The following is a 22,471-nucleotide window of genomic DNA, read 5'->3' on the forward strand; positions in this document are numbered from 1 at the left end:
CAGAATGAAAACAGAGCTCAAGCAAGTTGTTGTCGTAGGAGCGGGGCCATCAGGTTCAACCGTTTCTGCGTTATTAAAATCGCGTGGCATAGATGTTGTTGTCCTAGAAAAAGCGACTTTTCCACGTTTTTCCATAGGAGAAAGCCTACTCCCTGCATGTATGGAAGTTGTTGAACAAGCAGGAATGACTCATGCAGTAAAGCAGTTTGGTTTCCAGTATAAAGATGGTGCTGCATTTCGTCGTAATGGCGTATACACCCAGTTCGACTTTACAAACAAATACACACCAGGACCGGGCACGACGTTTCAGGTTCAACGTGCCAACTTTGATAAAGTATTGGCAGATAGCGCTGAAGAGCAAGGCGTAGAGATTCGTTATCAGCATGAGCTGCTCAACCTAGTGTTTGAAGGGAAAAAGTCTCGATTAGAAGTGCTCGACTCAAATAAGAAGGCTTATCAAATCGAAGCAGATTTTGTGCTGGATGCAAGTGGCTTTGGGCGTGTTTTGCCACGCTTGTTGGAGCTAGAAGAACCTTCTTGTCTTCCGCCTAGAAAAGCGATCTTTACCCATATCGAAGATCATATCTCTCCCCAAGAGCCGGAATACGATCGCAACAAAATTTTAATTTCAGTTCATCCTGAAAATCACGACGTATGGTACTGGCTAATCCCATTCTCTAATGGTACTTGTTCGTTTGGTGTGGTGGGTGAGCCAGAATTTTTCGAACAATACCCAGAAGATAAGATTGCAGCGTTGCAGCAGTTAGCCAATGAAGAGCCGGGTTTGGCTGCTTTATTGCGAAACGCGAATTACCCGAATCCAGCAGGCGAGTTGGGTGGCTATTCTGCTAACGTCAAACGTTTAGCGACAGAGCACTACGCGTTGCTTGGTAATGCAGGTGAGTTTCTTGATCCTGTATTTTCATCGGGTGTCACTATCGCCATGAAATCGGCAGAGTTTGCAGCGGACTGCGTGGTTCGTCAGCTGAATGGTGAAAAGGTTGATTGGCAAGAAGAGTACTCGCAACGCTTAATGGTGGGAGTGAACACATTCCGCACTTATGTGGAAGGCTGGTACAACGGCATGTTGCAAGATGTGATTTTCTATCAAAACCCGAACCCACGTATTAAACAGATGATTAGTGCGATTTTGGCTGGATATGCTTGGGATACGAATAATCCTTACGTAAAACAAAGTGAGCAGCGTTTGTCGACGCTTGCAGAACTGGTTCGGGAAGCTGAACTGTAAGAATATACATTCGCTTATCCGAGAATCAGTAAACCTAGGTCTTACCAAAAAATTGGTAAGACCTTTTTAATGCCTCTTTACTTTTACTTCTAGCGTGTTGGAGACACATTGACCACTTACATCGGTGTGTATCGAATTTGAGAATTCTTATGGTGACATTGATCACATCTAGAATTCCTATTGCTGATATTTATATTAAATTTGTAGGAAATGGATTACATTCTGGGAGTGTTCCCTACATCTGGCTTCGTTGTGAAAACGGTTTATAAGCAACTGTATAAGTTAGTAAAGTTCCAAAAACTACACCAAAAAAAAGACAAGTTTCTTACCAAATCAATTCGCTTGGTGAGTTCGAGCCATCGACTACGCCAAACGCTTCCTCTACTTTCTAAAATTGTCGAAGAACATGACGCATCAACGGTCTCTTCGATTGTAGATCCCGAGAACGCGGTAGCGTGGGGAGGTAAAGTTTCTCCAGAGTTCAAATCTAAAGTCATCCGTATTAGTAAAGAGCTAAAGATCAATCCTAATCATCTTATGGCGTGCATGGCATTTGAAACTGCTGAAACTTTCAGTCCAAGCATCAAAAATGGTTCCGGAAGCGGGGCTACAGGGTTAATTCAATTTATGCCCTCTACCGCAGAGTCATTAGGAGTGAACACAAAGACTCTTGCGAGAATGGGCGCGCTTGAACAACTTGACTATGTGAAAGCGTACTATTGGCCCTATCGAAATAAAATTAATAGCTTAGAAGATGCTTACATGGCCATTCTCTACCCTGCTGCGATTGGTAAACCGCCGTCTTTCGTTTTGTTCAGACAAGGCTCAATTGCCTATCGACAGAATGCAGGTATCGACCGCCACAAAACGGGGAAAATCACGCTTAATGATGTTTCCTACAAAGTGAGGAAAAAATTAGAAAAAGGTTTGCAGCCCAATTTCCTGGGCTAAGATTGTATCATGTTCCTAGTTTTTCGCGCATGAATCCTTCTGTTACTTCACGGGGATTCTGATACACTACGCGCCCATTTCCTCTGTTGAGACCTTTCTATGCCATTTTCTAAGCTTGGTTTAAGCGCATCGATTGCTGATGCAGTAAAAGCGCTAGGTTATGAAAAACCCACTTCTATCCAACAAAAAGCCATTCCAATCGTATTGCGTGGCCGCAATTTAATTGCAGCAGCGCAAACGGGCACAGGTAAAACGGCCAGTTTTGTTCTGCCAATCTTAGAAAAGCTTAGTCGAGGCGAAACGCAACGTAAAAAACGCGCTCGTGCGATTATCCTAACGCCAACACGCGAACTTGCGCTTCAGGTTCATCAAAGTATTGAAGCTTATGGTAAAAACTTACCATTACGCTCAATGGCGATGTTTGGTGGTGTGGATTATGCACCACAAAAACAAGCCTTGAACGAGGGTGTCGATATTGTGGTAAGCACGCCTGGGCGCTTGATTGATCTGTACGGTCAACGCGCGATTCACTTTGATGAAGTGGAAATGCTAGTGCTTGATGAAGCCGACAAAATGTTGGATATGGGATTCATCGATGCGATCGACAAAATCGTCGACTGTATGCCAGAACATGTGCAAAGTTTGCTTTTCTCAGCGACGTTATCTAACCCTGTTCGTGACTTGGCGAAAAATGCGATTATTGATCCTGAAGAGATCACGATTGCAAAGCACAGTGCCTCAAAATCAAATATTAAACAGTGGATCACGACCGTCGATAAAGACATGAAGTCGTCGCTGTTAAGTCACTTGCTTAAAGAAAATGACTGGTCGCAAGTACTGGTATTTATTGAAACTAAACACGGCGCAGCCAAACTGGTAAGCCAACTTGAGAAACGTGGCATTGTGGCAGAAGCATTCCACAGTGGCCGTAATCAGCGTGTTCGCCAGGAATTAATAGAAAAGTTTAAAGCGGGTGAAATCCAGTACTTAGTCGCAACCGGCGTTGCTGCGCGCGGTATTGATATTGATAATCTGCCAGTTGTCATCAACTACGATTTACCTTACCCAGCGGATGAGTATGTACATCGTATTGGTCGTACAGGTCGTGCTGGCGCGAAAGGTGAGGCGATATCACTGGTTTCAAAAGACGACTTTAAGAACCTCTGCATGATTGAAAGTCGTTTAGGGCACTTGCTAGAGCGAGTGGAAATTGAAGGTTTTGCGCCAAGAAAGCCAGTACCAATTTCAATTTTAAATTACGTGCCTAAGAATAAACGTAAACCGCACGATAAGCGCGAATCAAAATAGCCAGTTTATCCCATGATCTAAAAGCCGCATTCTTGCGGCTTTTTGCGTTTTTAAGCATCCAATTATGTAGCCATCGCGACGGTTTCTATTCGGTAATGAGGAAAAAAGTTAATCAGTGTCATACGCTTAACACGTAAAGTGAATCAAGGTGCGTTAAGCTTTTGTCAATTATCTGTCCGCAGGTTTGCACAAGGTAAGGAATGGGCGCAAACTTTTTTGCTTGCTAATGAATGCATAAGATGGGGCACAAATGAAAACAGGTGATAAGCAATTCGCCGTTATTGGTCTTGGCCGATTTGGTTTGGCAGTGTGTAAAGAGTTACAAGATTCAGGCGCTCAAGTTTTAGCCGTTGACATCAACGAAGACAGAGTTAAAGAAGCCGCCAGTTTTGTTAGTCAGGCGGTTGTGGCTAACTGTACTCACGAAGAGACGGTTGCTGAGCTCAAACTTGATGATTACGACATGGTGATGATTGCCATCGGAGCGGATGTCAATGCCAGTATTCTTGCGACATTGATTGCTAAAGAGGCGGGAGTAAAGTCAGTATGGGTTAAAGCCAACGACCGCTTCCAAGCTCGTGTTCTGCAAAAAATTGGCGCAGACCACATTATCATGCCTGAGCGTGACATGGGGATACGTGTCGCGCGTAAAATGCTCGATAAACGGGTTCTTGAGTTCCACCCATTAGGCAGTGGCTTAGCTATGACGGAGTTTGTGATTGGCTCTCGTTGGATGGGTAAGACACTAAGTGATTTGGCTCTGTGCAAAGTCGATGGCGTGCAAGTGCTAGGGTTTAAACGGGGCCCAGAAATTACCAAGGCACCTGACCTTAATACCACACTAGAAATTGGTGACCTAATTATTGTGGTCGGCCCTCAAGATGCGCTCGCAAATAAATTAAAATCGCTATGACGTATTTTCATCAGAAAGGTGTTTTTTACGCACCAGATGGTAAACAAGAGAAAGCGAAAGGCAACGAACCGCGAATTATATTGCTCAGTTTTCTCGGTGTTTTACTGCCTTCTGCGGTATTGCTAACCTTGCCAGTTTTTTCTGTTACGGGCCTGTCGATAACGGATGCTTTGTTTACCGCAACGTCCGCTATTAGTGTGACAGGGCTTGGTGTTGTCGATACTGGGCAACACTTTACGCTTGCGGGTAAAATCTTGCTGATGTTTTTAATGCAAATCGGTGGGTTGGGGCAGATGACGTTGTCGGCGGTCTTACTCTATATGTTCGGCGTGCGTTTGAGTTTGCGTCAACAAGCGCTGGCGAAAGAAGCATTAGGGCAAGATCGGCAAGTCAATCTAAACCGACTAGTAAAGCGGATTGTTGTTTTCGCGCTTGTTGCAGAAACGATCGGGTTTATTTTTCTCTCTATCCGCTGGGTCCCTGAAATGGGCTGGCAGACTGGTATGTTTTACGCCTTGTTTCATGCAATTTCTGCATTTAACAACGCTGGGTTCGCGCTGTTTTCTGACAGTATGATGAGCTTTGTGAATGATCCGTTGGTTATCTTTACACTGGCGGGGCTATTCATTTTTGGCGGGCTTGGTTTTACTGTTGTGGGTGACATCTGGCTAAACTGGCGCAAAGGTTTCCACTTTTTGCATCTTCACACCAAAATCATGCTGATTGCGACACCGATATTGCTCTTAGTCGGAACGATGATGTTTTGGTTACTTGAGCGAAGCAACCCAAACACAATGGCGTCTTTACCTGCAACAGGGCAATGGTTGGCGGCATTCTTTCAATCTGCGAGTGCTCGAACGGCAGGGTTTAATAGTGTTGACTTGGCGTTGTTTACCCAGCCAGCCTTACTGGTCATGATTGTTCTGATGTTAATTGGAGCGGGTTCCACCTCAACGGGGGGCGGTATTAAAGTTTCCACATTTGCTGTTGCGTTTATGGCTACGTGGACCTTTTTACGCCAAAAGAAACATGTGGTTATGTTTAAGCGAACCATAAATTGGCAAACTGTGACTAAGTCATTGGCAATTATCGTTGTGAGCGGAGCCATCCTGACAAGCGCAATGTTTTTATTGATGCTTACCGAGAAGGCCAGCTTTGATAAGGTTATGTTTGAAACCATTTCCGCATTTGCCACAGTGGGGCTCACCGCCGGTTTGACTGCGGAACTTTCTGAACCTGGTAAATACATTATGATCGTGGTGATGATCATTGGTCGTATTGGGCCGCTCACGCTTGCCTACATGTTGGCACGTCCTGAACCTACCTTGGTCAAATACCCAGAAGACGCCGTTCTTACAGGTTAATATAGCGTTAAACAATGGCCGCGCGACCATTACGAGCATTGATTAATAGCAGTGCTCGTACATTTATAGAATATGTGGAATGTTGCCCAGTTTTACCTACAAATTCGTAGAAGTTCATTTCTTCTTCCTTTCGTTTCGATACTATTCATTCACTCAATTTATATTCTCAGAAGCTACGCTCATAACAGCGTTTTGGAATCCGACGCTTTTGTAGTGTGACACCAAACTACGTCGTGTTATCTGAGCGAATTGATACCAGCCTTCGTCAATAGTCACTCAGTCTTACTCTATGCCCATAGGGTTACTTTGTGTTTGTTGTGCTTGGTATGAATGAACGAATCGAAAAGATGGAGTCGTACTTTGAAATTCAACACACTCGCCATGGCTATGCTAACTGCGCTTCTTGCAGGGAAGAGCATGGCAACTACTCCGCCATCGCCGGTTTGGCATACTATTGCGTTGAGCGATGGTAGCTCCAGTGAGGCAATTCTACGTGGAACGGCAGATTTCCACTGGTTTGAAGATAAGCAGGGCAATGCCTTACTTCAGGAAGACGGCGTTTGGTTTTTCGCGCAGATTCAGCGCGAGTCAGACACGCCAATATTGATCTCGACAGGTGTGGTGAAAACGCAGTCGAGTGAGCCACCTGAGTCGGCGAAGTTTCGCCCGGATTTACAAGTTAAACCGCAATTATCTTCTCTAAAAACCATTGAGCCGATGGCACGAAAAAACCTACTGCGTTCGGCGCAAGGTTACCAGGCGATGAGCAGTTCAACGGTGAAGCAGCAGCCCCTATTGGTTGTGCAAGTTTCGTTTGATGACCAAGCAATGGTGCATGATTTTGAGCAACGCGTATTTAATACCAATGGTCAAAGCGTTGTGGATTACTTTGATAAAAACTCTCAAGGTAAATTCAAAGTTGTTCCTGCACTTGAGAGTTACGGCACCGCCAATGACGGTGTGATAGATGTGACTGTGGCACAAAGCCACCCTAACTGTCACTCTAGTTCGACTGATAAGACATGCACCGCCAAGTTGAATGCGGTTTTCACCGAGGCTTATCAAAAACTGGATCCATACTTTAATCTTTCGGCCTACGACAGCAATCAAAATGGTACCGTAGAACCGTCAGAACTCTCTGTCATGTTTATTTTTGCGGGGGGTGATCGTTCAACAGGGGTTCTCAACCGTCCTGCGATTTGGCCGCACAAATTCTCTCACAATGATGTCACATTAGATGGTAAAAAGATCACAGACTATTGTGTGTTCGCTGACTATCAAGTTGATCATCAAGCGACGTTGGGCGTGATCGTACACGAGCTTGGTCACTTAATGCTTGGCTTACCGGATTTGTACGCAAGGAACAGTGATGCCTCGATTGGCTCTTGGGGCGTGATGGGTGGCGGTTCATGGGCGCAGAAACCGGGAGATTCATACGCTGGTGACACTCCGGTGAACATGAGTGCATGGAGCAAACACGCTGCTGGTTTTGTTGTACCAACGGTAACTCATGAAAGTCCAGCGCCTATTTCTGTGAACAACGACGATGTCAAGCTGGTGTATCTCGACCCGTACTTGAAAGAGTTTGGTCCACGTATTTACTTGGAAAATCGCACCTTTAGCGGTTACGACCGAGCATTGGCGGCTGAAGGTATCCTAGCGACGTCGGTCAATGTCCAGAACCGCTTTAATGATGTTGGCGCGATGCAGGTTCAAATCATGCAGGCTGATGGTCTGAATGAGTTAGAAAATGATGGTAGGAGTGACGCTGACGATTTATACCCTAATGGTGGCGATGTCATTTCAGATACATCGACCCCGGGTCTGAGAGCGATCACAGGGTTTGATACTGGGGTTCGTATTTCCAACATTGCCAGCAACACCAACGGCGGTAGCTTTTCTCTTGAGCATACAAACGAACCAAATAAATCAGCATGGCTGAACTCTCTTCACCAAGGTTATGTGTACGCGAGTGGGAGTAACACTCTGGCGGTGTCACTGGACTTGAATAGTGATACAGAGCTTGATGGTCTTCAACTTTACGCGCAAAGAGATAGCGCTCAAAGTGACATGACTTATCGAGTTTGGCGATTCCCATTTTCTGGAAACATTGGCTATCGATTAATATTGAATCAAAACAACGCTGAGCTTTTACAGCAAGGTAACTTCCAAAAGTCATCTCGAATTTTATTCCCCCAACCAAGCCAATTGAGTGCGGGTCAGCATTTATTGGTCGTTGAATTGGAAGGCGGTCAATTTGATGCAAACTTTGATTTCGGTCGCTTGCTAAAAACTGAAAAAGCCTCTCTACCTGTAATGTGGACTGGTGATTACAGTGAGATTGGCACGTTTGGTCTAGAAAAAGCCGGGTTCTCTTATATTCCGTTTGCAGCATTATTGAATGTGGATGCGAGCAACTTGGTTGAAGCGAAATCTGATTCGTTACAAACCAATAAAAATACGCCAATCAAACTGAACCTGATGGACAATGATTTCATGGCGGTAGGGTATCAGTTCAATGTGGACATTGTGCAGAAGCCTGAGCACGGCACCATCTCTGGCAACCAGTACCAACCTGAAGCTAACTTCGTTGGTCTGGACACTTTCCAATATCGGTTGTTGTCGGTTGATGGTGCGTACTCATCTTCAATCGTGAATGTGCAGGTGGAAGTGCTTGGCAGCAACGAAGCGCCAGTGGCTGTGATTGATGTTGATAATAAAGACATGACGGTTGGGCAGCGAGTCACGTTGTCTGCGTTAAATAGTACGGATGCTGATGGTGATGTGTTGAGTTATAAATGGGAGCAGTTGGCTGGCACTTCAGTTTCTCTTGGTAATGCAACCAGTGTTAGCACAAGCTTTACGGTGCCTCAAGGTGCAAAAGCTGGTGAGGTTCTGACATTCCGTTTAACCGTGACTGATCCTAGTAATGAAACGTCCAGTGCTACCGTCGATTTAACCATGAAAAACGCAGCGCCACTTACGCTTGCAGATACGGCGACCGTTGCCGTTGGTGAAAGTATTCTGATTGATGCAGCGAGCAATGATTCGGATGTGAACGGCGATAAACTGGTTGTAGAAAGTGTACAGAACGTAACGGGTGTGGGAAGTGCGAGTGTAGAGAATGGCAAAATCCGTTTTCAAGCACCGGATAGCCCTACTGACGGCATCAAGCTGCAATATACGGTTTCAGACGGTCATGGTGCCACTGCTACGGGTGAAGTTATCGTGACGGTTGTTGCTTCTTTGAAGACAACGACATTCAAGAACTCTGAAGGTAGCGGCAGTGTTTCTTATTGGGCTTTGATGTTACTTGCAACATTAGGCTGGCGACGTCGCGTCTAAAACGGTATTGAATTGCGGTATAAGCCACTCACATTGAGTGGCTTATTTTTTTATCTGATTTATTTTGGTTTCGTTCTCATTATCTTGTGAGATGTGTTTCTCATTATTTTTAAAGCGATTTTTCTACTCTGCGGTTACCCTAGGGGCCGATTTTTATGAACTAAGGATGTTATATGTCTATCGAGGGCTTTTCTGTTTCGGAAATATGCCGAGAAGCGGCAGTGATGGTCAGAAGGAATCTACTCGCAATTGTTATTGCTTGTATTCCGTTGATTATCGTGCACTCAATTTTTGCTTTTATGTATCCTGAAATGACGGGGCAAGATCAAGCGAACGTTCAAGAAGGCAATGTCTCAGGATTTTATTTCGTCACAATTATTTTGTACCCACTTGTTGCCGCTATGGCGGCTGTGCGTGTGCATCGAATTTATTTAGTCGGCGATTACATGCACTCCGCGTTGGATGTATTTCGTTTGTCAGCTCGAGAATTCCGTTTCATAGGCTGGTGGATACTGTTTGGACTGATGATGATGCCCGTTATTGGTATCCCGATCTTTGTGTTGTCGTTTATCTACATTGCAGAAAGTGGTGAAGCCGACTTTGTTGCTATGGCTATTATCACAACGATTGCAAGCATTCCTGGCTATTGGGTAATGGCGCGATGGTCATTTGTGTTGCCAGCGACTGCAATGGATCATCAGCCGCGCAGTTTGCGTCGTTCGTGGAACCAGAGCAGACCATACAACAAACAAGTATTCATTTTGATGGGACTAATTCCATTGGGTGCGGGCTTGCTCAGTCAGCTGATCTTTAGCCACTTTACGAATCTCTTTATGTTGAGCCTCGTCGGTGTGGCCTATGGTATTTTTGGCGCGTACCAGCTGGCATTGTTATCGTTGAGCTATAAAACGGTAGTGGATATCGAACGCGCTCGTTTTGATACGCCATCACAGCCACCAAAAACGGGTGAAGAATTTTCCGCTTAACCCTTTGATCGTTTTTACATGATACCTCCGTTTAGGAGATGGTCTGCGGCAGGTTGATACCTTCCTGCCGCCTTCGCGTTATTCACGCAAAATACCCATGTCCATTTCATGGCTGAATGACAGGGACATTCACACGTATACTCACAACAGTACTTCTTTTTATTAAGGAACCCTACATGTCCATTTGGCAACGGGTCAATTTCACCCATCGCTTTAGTCAATTACCGTCAGCGTTCTATACGTTGGTCGAGCCACAACCCTTGGACAACACTCGCTGGGTCGCTTGGAATGGTGAGTTTGCACAGCAGTTTGGTTTACCAGCAGAGCAAAACGATGAGTTATTGGCGGTTTTTTCTGGGCTAAGTGAATTCGAACAATTTCGTCCTCTTGCGATGAAATATGCAGGCCATCAGTTTGGCGTTTACAACCCAGATTTGGGCGATGGACGTGGATTACTGTTGGCAGAAATTGAGCATCAGGATGGTACTTGGTTTGATCTTCACCTCAAAGGTGCAGGGCTAACGCCTTACTCGCGAATGGGGGATGGGCGAGCGGTATTACGCTCGACTATCCGTGAGTACCTGTGCAGTGAAGCCATGGCGGGCCTTGGGGTTCCCACGACACGTGCTCTCGGTATGATGGTCAGTGATACACCTGTTTATCGAGAAAAAACGGAATCGGGCGCTTTGTTACTTCGAATGGCTGAAACCCATGTTCGATTCGGTCACTTTGAGCATTTCTTTTACACCAACCAGTTAGCAGAGCAGAAGCTGTTGGCGGATAAGGTGATTGAGTGGCACTTTGCTGATTGTGCATCGGCGGAGAAACCATATGCCGCGATGTTTGACGCCATCGTGACTAAAACAGCCGAGATGATCGCATATTGGCAAGCTTTTGGTTTTGCGCATGGCGTGATGAATACCGATAACATGTCAATTCTTGGGCAAACTTTTGATTATGGTCCGTTTGGCTTTCTTGATGATTATGAGCCGGGATACATTTGTAATCATTCAGACTACCAGGGTCGTTACGCATTTGATCAACAGCCTAGAATTGCGCTTTGGAACCTGTCAGCACTGGCGCATGCGTTATCGCCACTCGTTGAACGAGAAGATTTAGAATCGTCGTTGAGTCAATTTGAAGTTCATTTAAGCCAGCAGTTCAGCCGCCTCATGCGTGAGAAGTTGGGCTTAAAAACTAAGATAGCGGAAGACGGGCGTTTGTTTGAAGCTATGTTTGAGCTTCTTCACCAGAACAAAACGGACTACACTCGCTTCTTCAGAACACTCTCAAACCTTGATAATGCGCCTTCCCAAGCCGTAATCGATTTATTTCTCGACCGAGAAGCTGCGCGAGCTTGGCTTGATCTGTACTTAGCTCGGTGTGAGCTAGAGGTTGATGAACTAGGGGGCCTGATTTCAACCGAACAGCGTTGCAAACAGATGCGTCAAGCCAATCCCAAATACATCTTGCGTAACTACTTGGCTCAGTTGGCGATTGATAAAGCGGAAGAAGGGGACTTTAGCGAATTACACCGATTGGCCGAACTGTTAAAACGCCCATTTGATGAGCAACCCGAGTTTGATGATTATGCGAAATTGCCGCCGGAATGGGGGAAGAAAATGGAGATAAGCTGTTCTTCATAAATGGGTCATTTCCCACCCATTTATATCTTTTTCTTGGGTGGAATTCACTCGTTACACTTCGGATTCATGTTAACGGGCTTTGTTAATTTATTGAAATATATATAAATTTTAACATGGTCCATTAATTGCTCTTTGTTTAACATCCGTACCCATCGCCTAACACCTAGTTACTCATGGACGGGATGGGATGTGATTCAACAAGGAGAATAATAATGTTTAAGCCTCTAACTCTACTATCTGTCTCTGCACTTGCTGTTACCAGTTTTAATGCTGCCGCAAATTGTGACCCGGGTGAAACGGTCATCAAGTTTAGCCATGTAACGAATGCGGACAAACACCCTAAAGGCATCGCGGCTTCGTTACTTGAAAAGCGCGTCAACGAAGAGATGAACGGTAAAGTCTGTATGCAGGTGTTTCCTAACTCAACTCTTTATGATGATGACAAAGTGTTGGAAGCGCTACTGAATGGTGATGTTCAACTCGCTGCTCCTTCTCTTTCTAAGTTTGAGAAATTCACCAAGAAGTACCGCCTTTTCGATCTCCCTTTCTTGTTCGATGATGTCGACGCGGTTGACCGTTTCCAAAACTCGGAAGCGGGTGAAAAGCTGAAAAACTCAATGAAACGTCGTGGCCTACAAGGCATTGCGTTTTGGCATAACGGCATGAAGCAAATGTCAGCCAACAAGCCGCTCATTTCTCCAACTGATGCTGAAGGACTTAAGTTCCGTGTTCAAGCGTCTGATGTACTCGTTGCTCAGTTTGAGCAGCTAGGTGCTAACCCACAAAAAATGTCGTTCAAAGAAGTTTACGGCGGCTTGCAAACTAAGGTTATTGATGGTCAAGAAAATACTTGGTCAAACATTTACGGCAAAAAATTCTTCGAAGTTCAAGATGGCATTACGGAAACGAACCACGGAATTCTGGATTACTTAGTTGTGACGTCAAACGACTTCTGGAAAAACCTACCAGATGATCAGCGCGAGCAGTTAAATACCATTATTCAAGAGGTAACTGCGCAGCGTAATGCTGAGTCAACCAAAGTAAACCTTGCGAATAAGAACAATATCATCGAAGCCGGTGGTGTGGTTCGTACTCTAACGCCAGAACAGCGCCAAGAGTGGGTCACTGCACTTCAACCAGTATGGAAGAAGTTCGAAAAAGACATTGGTTCTGACCTAATCGAAGCCGCTTTGGCGTCTAACCAAAAATAATAACACCTAGCACATTTAGCCCTCTCAAACTGAGGGGGCTCTTTCCCCCTACAGACGACGTGATGTAATTATGGAACAGACTTTTTTTGCCAAGGCTGGACGAATCACTGATGCCATTGAAGAGACTTTGATTGCTTTCTTCTTGGGTGCTATGACCTTGCTGACCTTTGCCAATGTCATCTTTCGTTATGTCTTTAACGACAATATTCTTTGGGCGCTTGAGCTCACCGTTTTCATGTTCGCATGGATGGTGTTGGTTGGCGCATCTTATGGTGTGAAAAAACACTTTCATATTGGTGTCGATGTCATTATTAACATCGTTCCGGAAGGTAAACGAAAAGCCCTGGCGCTTTTTGCAGCAATGTGTTGCTTAGCCTTCTCTATTTTGCTGTTAATTGGCGCTTGGAACTACTGGTATCCGTTCGCTACTGACCGAGCGTGGTATGAAACGGACGATATTCCGATGCCTGAAATGCTCCAGTTCATGGCCGACTGGTTAAATGAGGGAGAGCGTTATGAAAAGCTGCCACGTTTTATTCCTTACTTCGCTTTGCCACTTGGAATGGCGCTACTAACGTTTAGATTTGTTCAAGTCACGTGGCAAATCGCTACTGGTAAGCTCGATCGCTTGATTGCAGGACATGAAGCGGAGGAAGAGCTCGAATCTCTTAAAGCTGAGATGAGTGACGCTGAAGACGTAATGGCTCCAAAGGCCTCGCAAGACGCTAAAAACAAGGAGCAATAAGCCATGGATATCTTATTTCTATTTTTGATGGTAATTGGCTTTATGCTGGTTGGCGTGCCAATTGCTATTTCGCTGGGCCTTTCCAGTGTTCTTTTCCTTTTAATGCATTCGGATGCCTCTTTAGCGTCAGTTGCTCAAACGCTGTTTAATGCATTCGCGGGCCACTACACGCTATTGGCTATTCCATTCTTTATATTGGCTTCAAGCTTTATGTCGACGGGTGGCGTAGCAAAGCGGATCATTCGTTTCGCCATTGCCATTGTAGGCTGGTTCCGCGGCGGTTTGGCGATGGCTTCGGTTGTAGCGTGTATGATGTTTGCCGCGTTGTCAGGTTCCTCACCTGCAACGGTTGTTGCCATAGGTAGTATTGTTATCGCAGGTATGATCAAAAACGGTTACTCAAAAGAGTTTGCCTCTGGGGTAATTTGTAACGCAGGTACGCTAGGGATTTTGATCCCACCCTCGATTGTGATGGTGGTGTATGCAGCCGCAACGGATGTGTCAGTTGGACGTATGTTCCTTGGTGGTGTGATTCCCGGTTTGCTGGCGGGTGTCATGTTGATGATCGCGATTTACATTGCCGCGAGAATCAAGAACCTTCCAAAGCAACCTTTTGTCGGTTGGAAAGAAACTTTTGATGCCGCCAAGGATGCAAGCTGGGGCTTGTTGTTGGTCGTCATCATTCTTGGTGGTATCTATGGCGGTATCTTTACGCCGACAGAAGCCGCTGCGGTTGCTGCTGTGTACTCATTCTTTATTGCTAACTTTGTATACAAAGACATGGGGCCATTTGCAGACAAGAAAAACACTAAACCTGCGCTCGTTAAAATCTTCCAAACCTTTGTTCATAAAGACACCAAACACACCCTGTATGAAGCGGGCAAACTCACCATCATGCTGCTGTTCATCATTGCTAATGCCTTAATTTTGAAGCATGTTTTAACGGAAGAACGCATCCCGCAAATGATCACCGAGTCGATGCTCTCGGCTGGTCTCGGACCCATCACTTTCTTGATTGTGGTGAACGTCTTGTTGTTGATTGGTGGTCAGTTCATGGAGCCATCAGGCTTGTTGATCATTGTTGCGCCGCTCGTGTTCCCAATTGCGATTGCATTAGGCATAGACCCAATTCATTTGGGCATAATGATGGTGGTGAATATGGAGATAGGAATGATAACGCCGCCCGTGGGTCTTAACTTATTTGTGACCGCTGGTGTTGCCAAAATGTCGATGATGAACGTAGTGAAGGCAGCATTACCCTGGGTTGGAGTGATGTTCTTATTCCTAATTATCGTCACATATGTACCATGGGTATCGACTTGGTTGCCTACTACCTTGATGGGGCCGGAGATCATTACCAAGTAATGGAAGCCAGAAAGTAGAAAGAGGTGTGAGAATTCACACCTCTTCGTCTATTGACTTGTAACAAGTTTTGCGCGGGTCTGAATTAATTCGACGTTCATAGTGTCGCCACCTCTTTTTATTTTTACGACGCTCTTCACCGAATCTTCTCTCTTCTTGATAGCAACCGTCTACGAGCACGGTATCTGTAACAATCGGTATTCTCACTTTTTCGTTCATATCTATAACAACCATGATAAACCCGTTGTTAAAAATTATGATTCAAGTTGAATATAATGCCAGCTATTTGAACGTGTTTTATTTGTAAAGGTCTTTATTTATTTGGTAGCGCTGCATCTTGTCGTAAAGGGTTTTTCTTGGCACATTCAATTGGCACATTGTCTGTTTAATACTACCGTTGTTTTCTAATAAAGCGCCTTCAATGGCTGCTCTCTCAAACTCCGCCACTTGCTCTGCAAGGCTTGAGGAAGACTTAGCGACTGGGTTCGATTCTCCCAACTGAATTAACTTACCCAATAGCACAAAACGCTCTGCAGCATTTCTGAGTTCTCGAACATTGCCAGGCCAGTCATGGCTCATCAGTTGCGCTAGATCTTGGGGTGACAAGCTAGGTGAGCTTTTGCCATAACGTGAAGCTGCTACCAACAGAAAGTGGTGAAAGAGGGCGGGAATGTCTTCTTTTCGTTCGCGTAGTGGCGGGAGATCCAGGGTCACGACATTGAGCCGATAATAGAGATCCTGACGGAAAGTACCTTCTTCAGCTGCGTGTTTTAAATCGACCTTTGTTGCGGCAATCACTCGAATATCTAAAGGCAATAATTCATTGGAACCGACACGCTCAATCACGCGCTCTTGTAATACCCTCAATAAACGAATTTGGGCTTGGATAGGCATCGACTCGATCTCATCCAAGAAAAGTGTGCCGCCTTGTGCAAACTCAAATTTACCGATACGACGGCTTTCGGCGCCAGTGAATGCGCCTTTTTCATGGCCGTAGAGTTCACTCTCAATTAAGTTCTCTGGAACCGCTCCACAATTTACGGCGACAAAGTTTTGGTTCCGGCGAGAGCTTTGCTCATGTAAAGAACGAGCGATTAACTCTTTCCCTGTACCGGTTTCACCAAACAATAAAATATCGGCGTCGGTATCGGCGATTTGGGTGATGGTCTCTCGTAATATTTGGATGCTAGAGGTTTCACCAATAACTCGTGGACCAAGGGTTTTACTGGCTTTAAGTGACAGGCGCAGTTTTTCATTTTCATTGGTTAGTTTGCGCTTCTCAATCGCCCGCTTAACCGTTTCAACCAAATGTTCTGGCGCAAAAGGTTTCTCAATAAAGTCGTAAGCGCCTTGATGAAGGGCTTGCACAGCCATGGAAATATCACCGTGTCCAGTGATCATGATGACGGGTAAGTTTGCATCGCGTTGAGTCAAAGTTGTCAGCATATCCATACCAGAAATGCCCGGCAAACAGATATCAGTGACCACGACGCCAGCTTCTTCTCCTTGCTGCATCGCTATTAAAGCCGATTCTGCATCCACAAAAAACTTGGCGTCGATATCCGCCAGTTCAAAGGTCTGTTCTATAGCGATTCTGAGATCGGCCTCATCATCAATAAAAAACACCTGACACATGATCTTATCCTTTTGATGGTTCAGTGTTGTAAGAAGTGATAGGTAAACACAATGAGAATCGAGCGCCGCCTTGTTCTCGATTATGGGCACATAATTTTCCATTCATACTGGCTAAGATTTGTTGCGAGATAGAGAGACCCAAACCTAAACCGTTCAGTTTAGTGGTTAGAAACGGTTCACATAAATCAGAAAGTGAGAAAGAGCCAAGCCCTGGGCCATTATCATCAACATGAATCCAAACCAAATCAGTGTGCTCATCGTGTTCTACAGATAATTCTACCTGTTTGTCTTGTTGCTCTTTGAGTGCTTCTATCGCATTAGTCAGTAAATTGACCAACACTTGCTCCAGTTGAATAATATTGATCTGCACTTCAACATCATGCTCTGGCAAATTTGTTTCTAACGTGACGCGCCCTGATTTAAATGCGGGCTTCATCAGTTCTTTTACAGAGGCAATAACAGGGAACAGTCGAGATTGAGCCAACTCGTCACCACTGGTTTTTTTGGCGAAAGAGCGAAGTTGCTGACTGATATTTGCCATACGGTCAGTGAGAGCAGAAATGCGAGTGAGATTATCTTCCACTCGCTCATATTTTTCTTTTTTTAGAAACAGCTTGCCGTTCTCCGCAAAGCTACGAATTGCCGCAAGTGGATTATTCAGTTCATGGCTGATACTGGCCGACATTTGTCCTAACACCGCGAGTTTCGCTGCTTGCACCAATTCGTCTTGAGTAACGCGTAAAGTTTGTTCGGTATCGATACGCTGTGCGATCTCCGCTTGCAACTCGGCAGTCCGTGCCATGACTTGATATTCCAATTTTTGATTTGCTTCTTGTTGAATTCGTTCAAGTTGCAAGTGACGCTGTTGACGGTGATAGATAAGCTGACCAATTAAAAACAAAACCATGAATGCTAGAGTGAGTACAAAGATGTAACCCATGGTGAACCAAACGATCGACTGTTTAGGAGACAGCACACGAATAGTCAGTTTGAGTTCGGGTAGGGGCAGCGAAGAGACTACCAAGGTTCCTTTATTGTATGGGTAACCCTGTTTAAGCTCAGAATGCACCTCGTCCAAACTACCCACTAATCCAAGCGTTTCAATTGGCGCATCAAGATATTGTTGGCTTGCCCAAACTTGCTTTTTCTCTTTTTTTGTCAGTGGTTGTAAGCTTTTGAGTAGCCATTCACTTCGGCTACTCATGAAAACAATTCCGTATGGGTCGCTGGCGACAAAAACACTGTTAGGTTGCTGCCAGTTGTCCTCTATCTTACTTAGGTCCATCTTCACCACGACGACACCAAGTACACCGCCAGCGTATACGATGGGATAAGAATAGTAGTAGCCACGTTTACCAGATGTTGAGCCCAGTGCGTAGTATTGGCTTCGTTTACCTACAATGGCTTGTTTGAAATAAGGCCGAAATGCAAAATTTCGACCGATAAAGGAGCGCTCTTTACGCCAGTTGCTGGCCGCGATCGTTGTACCCCATTGATCGATTAAGTAGGTGTCCGCTGCTTCAATCACGCCATTAACGGATTCTAAATACCGATTAGTGATTTCCAGTTGCGCACTGTTGTTGGGGTGCAGAAGCGCTTGATAAAGAGGATCATCTTTAGCGAGAAGATTTGGGATATGGGCGTACTTATCGAGTTTATTTTTTATATGGCCAGAAAACTGCTCCAGCTGTGATTGGTGTTTATCAAGTAGAGATTGATAACTGGTCTGCCAAACCCAATGGCCACCGATAATTGCGCACAGGAAATAGAAAGCAAAAAATGTCAGCAGAATCCGTTTTTTTTGCGACATCCTTACACTCCTTACAACTTCGCTTTGGTCACGTAAGAAAATGTTAATAGTTTGTAGGAAGGATTAGGGATTTAGTTTTCAACTCTGTGGAGTAAAACAAGAGCAAGATCTCTTTTTAGGCTTTTCGATAAAAAAACCGGTCGATTCTCTTGAAAAAGTCGCTATTGTCCCCATTCTAGATATGCTGGCGATGCTTAGACGGTGTCTGAATCGCATTTTTGAAGAAAAAATGGGTCAGCATTCGAGAATTTAGCGCAGACAATGTCCACATAGTGGCTATTGGCTCGACAGGGTTGCGACAGATCGCTAGAATGTCGCGTCTAAAAATTCTGTCCTGAGGCTAATAGGAGATACCTTTGGTTATTTTATCGAAGATATCACTGATTAGTCCGGTACTGACAACCAGTATCGATACTCGATTTTAAATTAGGTGTTCGGACAGAACACTACACAAGGATGAAGCGTAAGCTCCTCTGAGTTTCGCTCATACGCTCGGAAAACCGAGCCACTTTAGAGGTTTATATATAATGCAAGTTACTGTTGAAACGCTAGAGGGCCTAGAGCGCCGTCTAAACATTACTGTTCCAGCTGCAAACATCGAAGACGCTGTAACAGCTGAACTACGCAACATCGCTAAAAACCGTCGTTTCGATGGTTTCCGTAAGGGTAAAGTGCCTCTAAAAATGGTTGCTAAGATGTACGGCAAAGCAGTACGTCAAGACGTTCTTGGTGAAGTAATGCAACGCCACTTCATCGAAGCTATCGTTAAAGAGAAAATCAACCCAGCTGGCGCTCCAACTTTCGCTCCTGTAGAGAACAAAGAAGGTTCAGACCTAGTTTTCACTGCAACTTTTGAAGTTTACCCAGAAGTTGAGCTTAAAGGCCTAGAGAGCATCACTGTTGAAAAACCACTAACAGAAGTTAAAGATGCAGACGTAGAAGAGATGATCGATACTCTACGTAAGCAACAAGCAACTTGGGTTGAAGTTGAAGAAGCAGCAGAAGATGGCAAACGCGTAAGCATCGACTTCGTTGGTTCTATCGACGGTCAAGAGTTCGAAGGCGGTAAAGCTGAGAACTTCCCTCTAGAAATGGGTGCTGGTCGCATGATCCCTGGTTTCGAAGACGGTATCGCAGGTAAAACTGCTGGTATGGAATTCGACATCGACGTGACTTTCCCAGAAGATTACCACGCTGAAAACCTAAAAGGTAAAGCAGCTAAGTTCGCAATCAAAGTGAACAAAGTTGAAGCTCGTGAACTTCCAGAACTAAACGACGAGTTCGTTGCTAAGTTCGGTGTTGTTGAAGGTGGTGTTGAAGCACTTAAAGCTGAAGTTCGCAAGAACATGGAACGCGAACTTAAGCAAGCTGTTAAGAACCGCATCAAAGAGCAAGCGATTGACGGTCTAGTTGAGCAAAACGACATCAACGTACCATCAGCGCTTATCGAGCAAGAAATCCAAGTTCTACGTCAACAAGCTGCACAACGCTTCGGTGGTAACCCAGAAGCTGCTGCTCAGCTTCCACGTGAACTGTTCGAAGAACAAGCTAAACGTCGCGTAGTTGTTGGTCTTCTACTAGGTGAAGTAATCAAATCTGAAGAGCTAAAAGCGGACGACGAGAAAGTTAAAGCTCTAATCGAAGAAATGGCTACTGCATACGAAGATCCATCAGAAGTTATTGCTTACTACGAGCAAAACGAAGAAATGATGAACAACATGCGCAACGTAGCTCTAGAAGAGCAAGCAATCGACGCGATCATCGCTAAAGCACAGGTTTCTGAGAAAGAAGTAGGCTTCAACGAGCTACTTAACCAACAACAACCTGCTGCTTAATAAGCAATATCTTGCGTAGAAGGTTGACTTAACGTTAACTATTCTGCTAACAATGGTCCGTATGATAGTCATCATCCGGGCCATTTATTTTAGGGACATAAGAATATGAGCTACCAAGAAAAAAATGCAATGTCGCCAATTATGGACGCGCTAGTACCAATGGTGGTTGAACAAACTTCCCGAGGCGAACGCTCTTACGACATCTACTCACGTCTGCTTAAAGAGCGCGTGATTTTTTTAACGGGTCAAGTGGAAGACCACATGGCAAACCTTGTCGTGGCTCAGCTACTTTTCCTAGAATCTGAAAATCCAGATAAAGATATTTTCTTATACATCAACTCTCCAGGCGGCAGCGTAACAGCAGGTATGTCTATTTACGATACCATGCAGTTCATTAAGCCAAATGTGAGCACAGTATGTATGGGTCAAGCATGTTCAATGGGTGCCTTCCTGCTTGCAGGTGGTGCGCCAGGTAAGCGTTATGTACTGCCTAACTCACGTGTAATGATCCACCAACCATTGGGTGGTTTCCAGGGTCAAGCTTCTGATATCCAAATCCATGCTCAGGAAATCCTGACGATTAAACAGAAGCTAAACAAGTTGTTAGCAGAACATACAGGCCAACCTCTTGAAGTCATTGAGCGCGATACTGATCGTGATAACTTCATGTCATCAGAGCAGGCTGTGGAATACGGTATCGTGGATGCAGTGTTAAGCCACCGTGGCGAGTAATTTGCCAGCGCATTTTGGCAAAAATTGATATACACTCATTCATGAAGAGTAAAGGCTAAGAGGTTAGCGAATGACAGATAAAAGCAAAGAAAGTGGCAGCGGTAAATTGCTGTACTGTTCTTTCTGCGGCAAAAGTCAGCACGAAGTTCGCAAGCTAATCGCAGGTCCGTCAGTGTACATTTGCGACGAGTGTGTCGACTTATGTAACGATATTATTCGCGAAGAAATCAAGGATGTTCTCCCTAAGAAAGAATCTGAAGCGTTACCAACGCCAAAACAGATCCGTGAACACCTTGATGACTATGTGATCGGGCAAGATTACGCGAAAAAAGTGCTCGCAGTTGCGGTATATAACCACTACAAGCGTTTACGCAATGGTGATACAACGAGCGAAGGTGTGGAGCTTGGTAAGAGTAACATCCTTCTAATTGGTCCTACAGGTAGCGGTAAAACACTACTTGCGGAGACATTAGCTCGATTCTTGGATGTGCCATTTACAATGGCAGACGCGACGACACTAACCGAAGCCGGTTACGTAGGTGAAGACGTTGAAAACATCATCCAAAAGCTTCTGCAAAAATGTGATTACGATGTAGCTAAAGCGGAACGCGGCATCGTTTACATTGATGAAATTGATAAGATTTCACGCAAAGCTGAAAACCCATCTATTACGCGTGACGTATCTGGTGAAGGTGTTCAGCAGGCGCTACTAAAACTTATCGAAGGTACGGTTGCATCGGTTCCACCTCAAGGTGGTCGTAAGCATCCTCAGCAAGAATTCCTACAAGTGGACACATCTAAGATCCTGTTCATTTGTGGTGGTGCTTTTGCTGGCTTAGACAAGGTGATTGAGCAGCGTGTTGCAACAGGTACAGGTATTGGCTTTGGTGCTGAAGTTCGTTCGAAGAATGAATCGAAGACGGTAGGTGAGCTATTTACTCAAGTTGAACCTGAAGACTTAGTGAAGTACGGCCTCATTCCAGAATTCATTGGTCGTCTACCTGTAACAACAACACTGACTGAGCTTGATGAAGAAGCGTTGATTCAGATCCTATGTGAACCGAAGAACGCACTGACCAAGCAATATGCAGCATTGTTTGAGCTAGAAAACGCCGAACTTGAATTCCGTGAAGATGCGCTGCGCGCTATCGCGAAAAAAGCAATGGAGCGTAAAACAGGTGCTCGTGGCTTACGCTCGATTCTTGAAGGCGTGCTACTTGAAACCATGTACGAATTACCATCTGCAACAGACGTTAGTAAAGTCGTGATTGATGAGTCCGTCATTAATGGCGAGTCAGAGCCACTGCTTATTTACAGTAACGCAGACAATCAGGCAGCTGGAGCAGAGTAAATTCAGCCATAATGAAAAAGGAGGTAAG

Annotated in this window: 17 protein-coding genes; 14 read left to right on the plus strand and 3 right to left on the minus strand. The window is 44.9% G+C overall.

Going from position 1 to position 22,471, the window contains the following annotated elements:
- Positions 1-4: 4 nt before the first annotated feature.
- The 11 genes from R7Z41_RS15160 to R7Z41_RS15210 all read left to right on the plus strand — a co-directional run bounded on the left by R7Z41_RS15160 (position 5) and on the right by R7Z41_RS15210 (position 15,083).
- Entirely contained in the window at positions 5-1,249 is a 1,245-nt protein-coding gene (locus R7Z41_RS15160; RefSeq protein WP_206970930.1) for an NAD(P)/FAD-dependent oxidoreductase, read from the plus strand.
- A 210-nt stretch (positions 1,250-1,459) separates the two neighbouring features.
- Entirely contained in the window at positions 1,460-2,200 is a 741-nt protein-coding gene (locus tag R7Z41_RS15165; RefSeq protein ID WP_206970931.1) for a transglycosylase SLT domain-containing protein, read from the plus strand.
- Between the two features lie 99 nt (positions 2,201-2,299).
- Positions 2,300-3,508 (plus strand): DEAD/DEAH box helicase, encoded by a 1,209-nt coding sequence (locus R7Z41_RS15170; protein ID WP_206970932.1) that lies wholly within the window; start codon positions 2,300-2,302, stop codon positions 3,506-3,508.
- A gap of 250 nt (positions 3,509-3,758) precedes the next feature.
- Positions 3,759-4,421, plus strand: a complete 663-nt coding sequence (locus R7Z41_RS15175; RefSeq protein WP_005388291.1) for a potassium channel family protein — start codon at positions 3,759-3,761, stop codon at positions 4,419-4,421.
- Positions 4,418-5,785 (plus strand): TrkH family potassium uptake protein, encoded by a 1,368-nt coding sequence (locus tag R7Z41_RS15180; RefSeq protein WP_005388288.1) that lies wholly within the window; start codon positions 4,418-4,420, stop codon positions 5,783-5,785. Before R7Z41_RS15175 ends, R7Z41_RS15180 begins: the two co-directional genes overlap by 4 nt.
- A 360-nt stretch (positions 5,786-6,145) precedes the next feature.
- Positions 6,146-9,130 (plus strand): M6 family metalloprotease domain-containing protein, encoded by a 2,985-nt coding sequence (locus R7Z41_RS15185; RefSeq protein ID WP_206970933.1) that lies wholly within the window; start codon positions 6,146-6,148, stop codon positions 9,128-9,130.
- A 173-nt stretch (positions 9,131-9,303) separates the two neighbouring features.
- Entirely contained in the window at positions 9,304-10,116 is an 813-nt protein-coding gene (locus R7Z41_RS15190) for a sugar transporter (RefSeq protein WP_206970934.1), read from the plus strand.
- A 176-nt stretch (positions 10,117-10,292) separates the two neighbouring features.
- The gene (locus R7Z41_RS15195; protein ID WP_206970935.1) at positions 10,293-11,762 is read left to right on the plus strand and encodes a protein adenylyltransferase SelO; all 1,470 of its coding nucleotides are present in this window, start codon (positions 10,293-10,295) and stop codon (positions 11,760-11,762) included.
- Between the two features lie 212 nt (positions 11,763-11,974).
- Entirely contained in the window at positions 11,975-12,973 is a 999-nt protein-coding gene (locus tag R7Z41_RS15200; protein ID WP_017634784.1) for a TRAP transporter substrate-binding protein, read from the plus strand.
- 70 nt (positions 12,974-13,043) lie between these two features.
- Positions 13,044-13,718, plus strand: a complete 675-nt coding sequence (locus R7Z41_RS15205) for a TRAP transporter small permease (protein ID WP_005382256.1) — start codon at positions 13,044-13,046, stop codon at positions 13,716-13,718.
- A 3-nt stretch (positions 13,719-13,721) separates the two neighbouring features.
- Positions 13,722-15,083 carry a TRAP transporter large permease gene (locus R7Z41_RS15210; protein WP_005382255.1) on the plus strand — a complete coding sequence of 454 codons (1,362 nt, stop codon included), beginning with the start codon at positions 13,722-13,724 and terminating at the stop codon, positions 15,081-15,083.
- Positions 15,084-15,116: 33 nt separating this feature from the next.
- Here R7Z41_RS15210 and R7Z41_RS15215 read toward each other — a convergent pair whose 3' ends face one another.
- The 3 genes from R7Z41_RS15215 to R7Z41_RS15225 form a co-directional block, all read right to left on the minus strand.
- Positions 15,117-15,299 carry a hypothetical protein gene (locus R7Z41_RS15215; protein ID WP_021034161.1) on the minus strand — a complete coding sequence of 61 codons (183 nt, stop codon included), beginning with the start codon at positions 15,297-15,299 and terminating at the stop codon, positions 15,117-15,119.
- Positions 15,300-15,377: 78 nt separating this feature from the next.
- Complete coding sequence (locus R7Z41_RS15220; RefSeq protein WP_005382254.1) at positions 15,378-16,715, minus strand: sigma-54-dependent transcriptional regulator; 1,338 nt, start codon at positions 16,713-16,715, stop codon at positions 15,378-15,380.
- Between the two features lie 4 nt (positions 16,716-16,719).
- Positions 16,720-18,525: an ATP-binding protein gene (locus tag R7Z41_RS15225; RefSeq protein ID WP_154204737.1), complete on the minus strand. Its 1,806-nt coding sequence runs from the start codon at positions 18,523-18,525 to the stop codon at positions 16,720-16,722.
- Between the two features lie 527 nt (positions 18,526-19,052).
- Here R7Z41_RS15225 and tig point away from each other — a divergent pair.
- The 3 genes from tig to clpX all read left to right on the plus strand — a co-directional run bounded on the left by tig (position 19,053) and on the right by clpX (position 22,443).
- Positions 19,053-20,360 (plus strand): trigger factor, encoded by a 1,308-nt coding sequence (gene tig / locus R7Z41_RS15230; RefSeq protein ID WP_206970936.1) that lies wholly within the window; start codon positions 19,053-19,055, stop codon positions 20,358-20,360.
- A gap of 105 nt (positions 20,361-20,465) precedes the next feature.
- Positions 20,466-21,092: an ATP-dependent Clp endopeptidase proteolytic subunit ClpP gene (gene clpP, locus R7Z41_RS15235; RefSeq protein WP_005382347.1), complete on the plus strand. Its 627-nt coding sequence runs from the start codon at positions 20,466-20,468 to the stop codon at positions 21,090-21,092.
- A gap of 70 nt (positions 21,093-21,162) precedes the next feature.
- Positions 21,163-22,443, plus strand: coding sequence for an ATP-dependent protease ATP-binding subunit ClpX (gene clpX / locus R7Z41_RS15240; RefSeq protein WP_005382345.1), 1,281 nt, complete (start codon positions 21,163-21,165; stop codon positions 22,441-22,443).
- The last annotated feature ends 28 nt before the right edge of the window (positions 22,444-22,471 follow it).

It is taken from the genome of Vibrio sp. 1457, assembly GCF_033340195.1.
Taxonomy (GTDB): domain Bacteria; phylum Pseudomonadota; class Gammaproteobacteria; order Enterobacterales; family Vibrionaceae; genus Vibrio; species Vibrio alginolyticus.

What these genes read in the sequence shown, in the direction of transcription:
- R7Z41_RS15160 (WP_206970930.1), top strand. Translation starts at nt 5, where the DNA reads ATGAAAACAGAGCTCAAGCAAGTTGTTGTCGTAGGAGCGGGGCCATCA.
- R7Z41_RS15165 (WP_206970931.1), top strand. Translation starts at nt 1,460, where the DNA reads ATGGATTACATTCTGGGAGTGTTCCCTACATCTGGCTTCGTTGTGAAA.
- R7Z41_RS15170 (WP_206970932.1), top strand. Translation starts at nt 2,300, where the DNA reads ATGCCATTTTCTAAGCTTGGTTTAAGCGCATCGATTGCTGATGCAGTA.
- R7Z41_RS15175 (WP_005388291.1), top strand. Translation starts at nt 3,759, where the DNA reads ATGAAAACAGGTGATAAGCAATTCGCCGTTATTGGTCTTGGCCGATTT.
- R7Z41_RS15180 (WP_005388288.1), top strand. Translation starts at nt 4,418, where the DNA reads ATGACGTATTTTCATCAGAAAGGTGTTTTTTACGCACCAGATGGTAAA.
- R7Z41_RS15190 (WP_206970934.1), top strand. Translation starts at nt 9,304, where the DNA reads ATGTCTATCGAGGGCTTTTCTGTTTCGGAAATATGCCGAGAAGCGGCA.
- R7Z41_RS15195 (WP_206970935.1), top strand. Translation starts at nt 10,293, where the DNA reads ATGTCCATTTGGCAACGGGTCAATTTCACCCATCGCTTTAGTCAATTA.
- R7Z41_RS15200 (WP_017634784.1), top strand. Translation starts at nt 11,975, where the DNA reads ATGTTTAAGCCTCTAACTCTACTATCTGTCTCTGCACTTGCTGTTACC.
- R7Z41_RS15205 (WP_005382256.1), top strand. Translation starts at nt 13,044, where the DNA reads ATGGAACAGACTTTTTTTGCCAAGGCTGGACGAATCACTGATGCCATT.
- R7Z41_RS15210 (WP_005382255.1), top strand. Translation starts at nt 13,722, where the DNA reads ATGGATATCTTATTTCTATTTTTGATGGTAATTGGCTTTATGCTGGTT.
- R7Z41_RS15215 (WP_021034161.1), bottom strand. Translation starts at nt 15,299, where the DNA reads ATGAACGAAAAAGTGAGAATACCGATTGTTACAGATACCGTGCTCGTA.
- R7Z41_RS15220 (WP_005382254.1), bottom strand. Translation starts at nt 16,715, where the DNA reads ATGTGTCAGGTGTTTTTTATTGATGATGAGGCCGATCTCAGAATCGCT.
- R7Z41_RS15225 (WP_154204737.1), bottom strand. Translation starts at nt 18,525, where the DNA reads ATGTCGCAAAAAAAACGGATTCTGCTGACATTTTTTGCTTTCTATTTC.
- tig (WP_206970936.1), top strand. Translation starts at nt 19,053, where the DNA reads ATGCAAGTTACTGTTGAAACGCTAGAGGGCCTAGAGCGCCGTCTAAAC.
- clpP (WP_005382347.1), top strand. Translation starts at nt 20,466, where the DNA reads ATGAGCTACCAAGAAAAAAATGCAATGTCGCCAATTATGGACGCGCTA.
- clpX (WP_005382345.1), top strand. Translation starts at nt 21,163, where the DNA reads ATGACAGATAAAAGCAAAGAAAGTGGCAGCGGTAAATTGCTGTACTGT.